The 6857-nt window shown below is 39.9% G+C and carries 5 protein-coding genes; all 5 read left to right on the top strand.

Going from position 1 to position 6857, the window contains the following annotated elements; all coding sequences use genetic code 11:
• The first annotated feature begins 254 nt into the window (after positions 1-254).
• The 5 genes from ACYVTD_RS08645 to ACYVTD_RS08625 all read left to right on the top strand — a co-directional run bounded on the left by ACYVTD_RS08645 (position 255) and on the right by ACYVTD_RS08625 (position 6747).
• Positions 255-1517, top strand: coding sequence for a S1C family serine protease (locus tag ACYVTD_RS08645; protein WP_461247375.1), 1263 nt, complete (start codon positions 255-257; stop codon positions 1515-1517).
• 28 nt (positions 1518-1545) lie between these two features.
• Complete coding sequence (gene ileS / locus ACYVTD_RS08640; protein ID WP_461247374.1) at positions 1546-4251, top strand: isoleucine--tRNA ligase; 2706 nt, start codon at positions 1546-1548, stop codon at positions 4249-4251.
• A gap of 11 nt (positions 4252-4262) precedes the next feature.
• Positions 4263-5327, top strand: a complete 1065-nt coding sequence (locus ACYVTD_RS08635; protein ID WP_461247373.1) for a thymidine phosphorylase — start codon at positions 4263-4265, stop codon at positions 5325-5327.
• Between the two features lies 1 nt (position 5328).
• The gene (locus tag ACYVTD_RS08630; RefSeq protein ID WP_461247372.1) at positions 5329-6234 is read left to right on the top strand and encodes an HD domain-containing protein; all 906 of its coding nucleotides are present in this window, start codon (positions 5329-5331) and stop codon (positions 6232-6234) included.
• Between the two features lie 69 nt (positions 6235-6303).
• Complete coding sequence (locus ACYVTD_RS08625; RefSeq protein ID WP_461247371.1) at positions 6304-6747, top strand: hypothetical protein; 444 nt, start codon at positions 6304-6306, stop codon at positions 6745-6747.
• Positions 6748-6857: the final 110 nt, after the last annotated feature.

Raw genomic sequence — 6857 nt, 5'->3', positions numbered from 1 at the left:
CAATAGAAAACGAAAGATCCGCAACTGGCAGAATCTTAGGCTCTACATCAATAGTAGTATAATAATAGATAAATAACATATAGTTTTCTTATTTCTCTCTAACAGTTAAGCATCTAGATCAGCTACATACTAAGCAATAAGTTCAACATTATAAGGGGTGAACAAGATGAGCCGAGGAGGGAATTTAGTGAAAGAAATGCAAAGTATGCAGCTAATCTAGATGTTTAAATAGGGGAGAGAAAGAGGAGAACAATATGTTATTTGAAGATGAATTTACACCTATTGATGTAGAGCCTACGATTCCGCCAGTTGAGGAACCGAAGTTTGATGTAGAAAAACCTATTTTAGACAATGAAAAGCCAATAATTATTGAGCCGACTTCGATTTATGATTCGGTGCCGGTTGAAAAGAAAAAGAAAACTAGAAAGCCGTTTTGGAATGGATTTTTGGGCGGGCTTTTGGCTTGGCTATTGTTAACTGCTGTATTCGGTGGCACTCCAAGCTTTAATTTGCCTTTTACAAAAACAACTAACAAAACTGCGAATCAGCAAATTTCCAAGGCTAATGGGCAGGAGCTGTCTGTTATTGATATTTCGAAAAAGGCTGGTCCGGCTGTCGTGGGTATTACGACCAAAACACAGTTCTCGTCATTTTTTGGGTCTGTTCAAGAAACCGAAGGGTCTGGCAGTGGATTTATTATTCGTCAAGATGGTTATATTGTGACAAATAATCATGTAATTGACGGAGCCAGCACTATGAAGGTCATTACAAACACAGGCAAAGAATATAACGCTCGATTGATTGGTAAAGATGCCAAGACAGATTTAGCAGTTGTTAAAATCGATGCTTCGGGGCTGCCTACTGTTGAGCTTGGGAAATCAGCCGAGCTTGAGGTTGGGGAGATTGCTGTCGCTATTGGTAATCCTCTTGGGCAAGATTTGGCAGGTTCCGTTACTGTTGGATTTATATCTGCTCTAAATAGAGTTATGACAGTTGAAAACACTAAATATACTTTGATTCAAACAGACGCTGCTATTAACCCGGGTAACTCTGGTGGTCCGTTATTAAATACTTATGGGCAAGTGATTGGTATTAACACAGTTAAAGTTTCATCTGCAGAAGGCTTGGGGTTTGCGATACCAATTGATAATGCAAAAACAATTATAGACGATTTGATTGCAAACGGTTATGTTAAAGGACGTCCTGTTATTGGGTTCACCCCAAGACGAGATATAACATCTGAATTAAGCAAATATTATGGCATTCCTGCTGGTATTTATGTAGGAGAGGTACAAGCTTTTTCTGGCGCGGAGGATGCGGGACTCAAAACTGGTGATATTATAGTTGCTTTCAATGGCAAAAAATGTTTGACATACGATGAACTAGAGAAGATGAAAGAGGGTTTGAAACCGGGGGATATTGTAAATATTAAAGTTAAGAGGGCTAATGATTCTGGCAAATGGGGAGACAAAGAACTGAAAATTAAGCTTAAAGAAGAGAAAGCTAGCAAAAATTAAAGCAAAAGTTTGAGGAGATTATACTAAAATGGCAGACAAATATACAGACACATTAAATTTACCAAAAACCGATTTTCCTATGCGAGGTGGGCTACCTACCAAGGAACCAGAGATGCTTGCGGGATGGGAAAAGACAAAGTTATATAATAAGCGTGAGGAAAAAAGGGCGACAGATGATAGGGAGAAGACTTTTATTCTTCATGATGGTCCACCGTTTGCGAATGGAGACATACATACAGGGCATGCGCTTAATAAAATTTTAAAAGATATTATCTTAAAATCTAAAAGTATGCAAGGGTATGCGACGCCATACACTCCTGGTTGGGATACCCATGGTCTGCCTATTGAAAGACAGGCGATACAGAAAACAAAAGTTAATAAAGACGAGATATCTAAAGCAGAGTTTAGGAAAATTTGCAAAGATTTCGCTGTGAAATATTCAAATAATCAAAGAGAACAGTTTAAACGTCTTGGCGTTTTAGCGGATTTTGATAATCCTTATTTAACTTTAAAACCGGAATATGAGGCTGAACAGATTAGAATATTCGGCAAGATGGTTGGAGATGGATTTATTTATACGGCTTTAAAACCTGTTTATTGGTGCACCACTTGTGAAACCGCTTTAGCTGAAGCGGAAATTGAATACGAAAATGATAAGACGGATTCTATATATGTTTCGTTTGATGTTGTTAAAGATAATGGTTTAGGCATAAATGGCGCGAAAATTATTATTTGGACGACGACGACATGGACATTGCCGGCAAATGTTGCAATTTCCTTAAATCCGTTATTCGATTATGTTCTAGTTGAAGCTGGTGGAGAAAAATATATTGTTGCAGAAAGTCTATTGGATTCAACTATGCAAGCTGGTGGAATTGATGATTATAAGGTCTTAAAAACATTTAAGGGTCAAGAATTGGATCTTGTTGAATGTGCGCATCCGTTTTTAGATAGAAATAGCCTTGTAATTGTTGGCGGGCACGTGACAGCTGATAGCGGCACTGGTTGTGTTCATACCGCTCCGGGGCATGGTGCAGAAGATTACATTGTTTGTCAAAACTACCCGCAGATACCTATTGTTGTTCCTCTTGATGGGGATGGCAAGCTCAACGAAGAAGCCGGTCCTTTTGCGGGGATGTACTATTTAAAATCTAACACAGAGATAGTTCATGCATTAAAAGAATCTGGGCATTTATTTGCTTTAGAAGAAATAGAGCATCAGTATCCACACTGCTGGCGTTGCCACAGCCCAATTGCATTTAGAGCTACTAAACAATGGTTCTGCAATGTTGATAGCCTTAAAAAGACGGCTTTGGAAGAGATTAAAAAAGTGAAATGGCTTCCAAAGTGGGGCGAAGAACGAATCGCGAGCATGGTTGAGGGAAGGGCGGATTGGTGTATATCAAGGCAGAGACTTTGGGGTGTGCCTATTCCAATTTTCAAATGCGTTGATTGCGAAAAGCCTACGTTAGACAAAGCTGTTATCGATTATGTTGCAGATATATTTGAAAAAGAGGGAGCGCAAGGCTGGTTTGAGCATGAAGTGGAAGAGCTTTTGCCTAATGGATACAAATGTTCTTGTGGCTGCGCTAAATTTGAAAAAGAGACAGATACGATGGATGTTTGGTTTGATAGCGGGACGTCGCATGCTGGCGTTTTGAAGCATTTCCCTAATCTATCTTTCCCTGCAGATGTATATCTTGAGGGGAATGACCAATATCGCGGATGGTTCCAATCTAGCGTGTTAACATCCGTTGCTGATACAGGAAAAGCGCCATATAAAGAAGTTATCACTCATGGCATGGTTGTTGATGGTGAAGGCAAGAAGATGAGCAAATCGCTAGGAAATGGCATTGACCCTATTAAAGACATTTGCGATGTATACGGCGCGGATATTTTGAGGCTATGGGTTGCTGGGACTGACTATACAGGCGATGTGCGTATATCACAAGATATAATAAAACAGCTTAGTGAAATATATAGAAAAATTCGCAATACATCGCGTTTTTGCCTAGGCAATATTTATGATTTTGATGCGGACAGTGTGTTTGATACGTCTGTACTATCCGAGCTAGATAATTATATTTTGGCTAAACTGCAAAAATTAGTTAACGATTCTATAGATAACTATAATAAATATGATTTTCATAATATTTATCAAGATATACATAATTTTTGTGTGAGCGACCTTTCTAATTTCTATTTGGACATTAACAAAGATGTTCTCTATACTTTTGCAGCAGACAGCATTGAGCGCAAGTCATGCCAATATGTTATGGCGGAATGTGTTGTTGTTTTGGCGAAGCTCTTGGCTCCTATACTTTCCTTCACTGCTGATGAAATTTGGGCAGCTCTCGGAAACGATGAAAGCATACATTTAGAAGATTTTCCTATTAAAAAAGAAATTGACGAGGAGATTATAGAAAAATTCGATAGGTTTAGGGAATTGCGCGCGGAAGTTAGCCTAGAGCTTGAAAAGGCGCGTGAGAGCAAACTTATTGGCAACTCGTTAGAAGCTTATGTTGAGCTTTCGCTTTCTGGAAAAGAATATGAGTTTTTAAATGGGTTTAAAAACCTAAAAGAATTATTTATTGTTTCTGGATTTGAATTAAAAGAAGGGGAGAAAACGATTAAAGTAAGTAAATATGATGGAAAAAAATGCCCAAGGTGTTGGATGTATCACTCTGATAGCGGAGAAATTTGTGAGAAGTGCGCGGGGCAATTAGGGGCATAACAGGAGATATTATGCTTTATGATATTATAAATAAAAAACAAAGAGGGGGAGAGCTGACGGCTGATGAATGGTTGTTGGCTCTTTCTGCTAATGCGCCAATTGAGGAACTGTCAGCTCTATTGATGGCTGTCTACTTCCGCGGGATGACTTTTCGCGAGACGATAGAACTTACTAATATTATGGCAAACTCGGGGCGGAAGTTTGATTGCTTTAATGAAAAGAATTATGTGGACTTGCACTCGACAGGTGGCGTCGGCGACAAATGTACTTTGATTGCTTGCCCGATTGTTGCATCGCTGGGTGTAAAAACACCTAAAATGGCAGGGCGCTCGCTTGGGAACACTGGCGGGACTATTGACAAGTTGGAGAAGTCTTTTGCTGGGATAGATTTAGCTCCTAACCCTGATAAATTTGTTGAATTAGTTGAAAAAGTTGGTTTTGCCATTACGGAGCAGACCGCTGAAATTACTCCATTGGACGGCAAGTTGTATGGTTTGAGATCGCGTACTGGCACTGCTGAATGTTTGCCTTTAATAGCATCTTCGATTATGTCTAAAAAAATTGCTACTGGTGCTAAAAACATCGTATTAAACGTTACATTTGGAAATGGCGCGCTTATGAAGACAAAAAAAGAAGCGGTTAAACTTGCGAGAACTATGAAAGCGATTGGAGAGGGGCTTGGCAGGGTTGTCGAGGTTGTTTTTACATCGATGGAATATCCGTTAGGAATGGCTGTTGGCAATAGAATAGAGGTTTATGAGGCTATTGAAATTCTCTCTGGACGTTTGCAAGGTGATGCGTATGATGTGTCGCTTGAGTTGGCTGAGAAAATGCTAAAACTTACAGGCGCGGGGGCGAAAAAAGATGCAATCAAGCAGATAAATAATGGGAAAGCTCTTGAGAAATTACGTGAATTTGTCATTGCTCAAGGAGGAGATTTTGACGGGTTTTCTATTGGTGAGAAGGTTCGAGAGGTTGATTTAACCCGAGAAAAAGCAGAGAATGTTGCGATCATATCACGGGCATATGATATTCTTTATACTTCTGGCGGCAAAGCCGAACTTAGGGAGCAATAAGATGAATATAAGAGAAAAACTCGAGCAGCGAGAACACGAGATATATAGTAAATTTGCTACGTTTTCTGATAGTAGTGAGAGAATAATTCCGGAGCATAAGTGCGAAATTAGAACGGAATTTATGCGGGATAGAGATAGGATTATACATTCAAAGGCTTTTAGAAGGCTAAAGAGCAAAACGCAGGTGTTCACCGACCCGAATGACCATGCGCGTGATAGGCTAACTCACACGCTGGAAGTTGCACAAATTGCAAGGACAATTGCAAGGTGCTTAAAATTAAATGAGGATTTAACGGAAAGCATTGCTCTTGGGCATGATTTGGGGCATACGCCATTTGGGCATGCCGGCGAGGAAGCGTTGGATGCGATAGCGCCATTGGGATTTAAGCATAGCAGACAAAGTGGAAGAATCGCCGAGCAGCTTAATCTAACGCTTGATTGTATTGATGGGATAGTTAATCACACGGGGGCGGACATTGCACGTACTCTTGAGGGAAGGATAATAAAATATGCAGATAGAATTGCGTACATTAATCATGATATTGAGGATGCGATAGACAAAGATATAATTAGCATATTTGATTTGCCGAAGGAGATTATCAAAGTTCTAGGCAACACGCGCGCGAGCAGGATAGATTGCCTTATAAAGGCTGTTGTCGCTGGTTCCGGCGACGGCGAGGTTAAGATGCTTCCCGAGATTGAAGAACCGTTTTTGCTTTTGCGTCAGTTTATGTTCGAAAATGTATATGCGAAGACGACGTCTGCAGTTGCGAAACAACAGGTGAAAAATTTGTTGCAGGAGATTTATGATAGCGTTAAAATAACTCATCCGCATTTTGCAGAAGAGGAGACGCTCGATTATATTTCGGGGATGACGGATAAGTTTGCGCTGGATTATTTGGTTTAAACTTATTGACAAAATATGACATATATGATATAATTAGCCTTCAGGAAAACAACTTCTTGGGGGAGTTTTATGAAAAAAGAGAATGCATATAAATGGGTTTTTGGAGCTGCTGGCACGTTATTTCTCGGTAGCGCTGCTAGCCTTATAGTTGGTTTGGCTGTGCCTGGTTCAGTGCCGGTTGCTTATACTGTAAGCGCGTCGTTGGCGTCTGTTGGCGGTGGAACGGCTGTTGCCGGGGCATTTGTTGCCGAACGTACTGGTGGGCCTAGCGGTTTCATTCCTAAGATAATTAAGATTGCCGGAAGCATAATTGCCGGTGTTTCTGCATTTTTTGCGCTTGCATTTGGCATTGGAGTTAAATTGCAAAAGAACATGGAGACAATGGACGAGCCATTTGCTATTGTGCAGGAACAGAAGAAAGAGGACGGTCCTACGAAACAAAGCATAAAAAAGCAAATAAATGCTAACGTGGTTAAGAGTGAGATGAAAGATATTAATCCGTTGGTTAGATAAAGAAAAAGCCCTAAGGGGCCTTTTTGTTTGCAATTATAGCAATTTTTGTGGAAAAAGTTTGAATTTTACAGAAATTTAACATAAAATGGCAAAAAAGGGCTATTATTATT

The sequence above is a fragment of the Treponema sp. R6D11 genome, from assembly GCF_054786075.1.
This window is presented reverse-complemented; position numbering and strand designations above follow the sequence as displayed.

Coding starts and splice junctions, on each gene's coding strand:
- ACYVTD_RS08645 (WP_461247375.1), top strand. CDS start 255: ATGTTATTTGAAGATGAATTTACACCTATTGATGTAGAGCCTACGATT.
- ileS (WP_461247374.1), top strand. CDS start 1,546: ATGGCAGACAAATATACAGACACATTAAATTTACCAAAAACCGATTTT.
- ACYVTD_RS08635 (WP_461247373.1), top strand. CDS start 4,263: ATGCTTTATGATATTATAAATAAAAAACAAAGAGGGGGAGAGCTGACG.
- ACYVTD_RS08630 (WP_461247372.1), top strand. CDS start 5,329: ATGAATATAAGAGAAAAACTCGAGCAGCGAGAACACGAGATATATAGT.
- ACYVTD_RS08625 (WP_461247371.1), top strand. CDS start 6,304: ATGAAAAAAGAGAATGCATATAAATGGGTTTTTGGAGCTGCTGGCACG.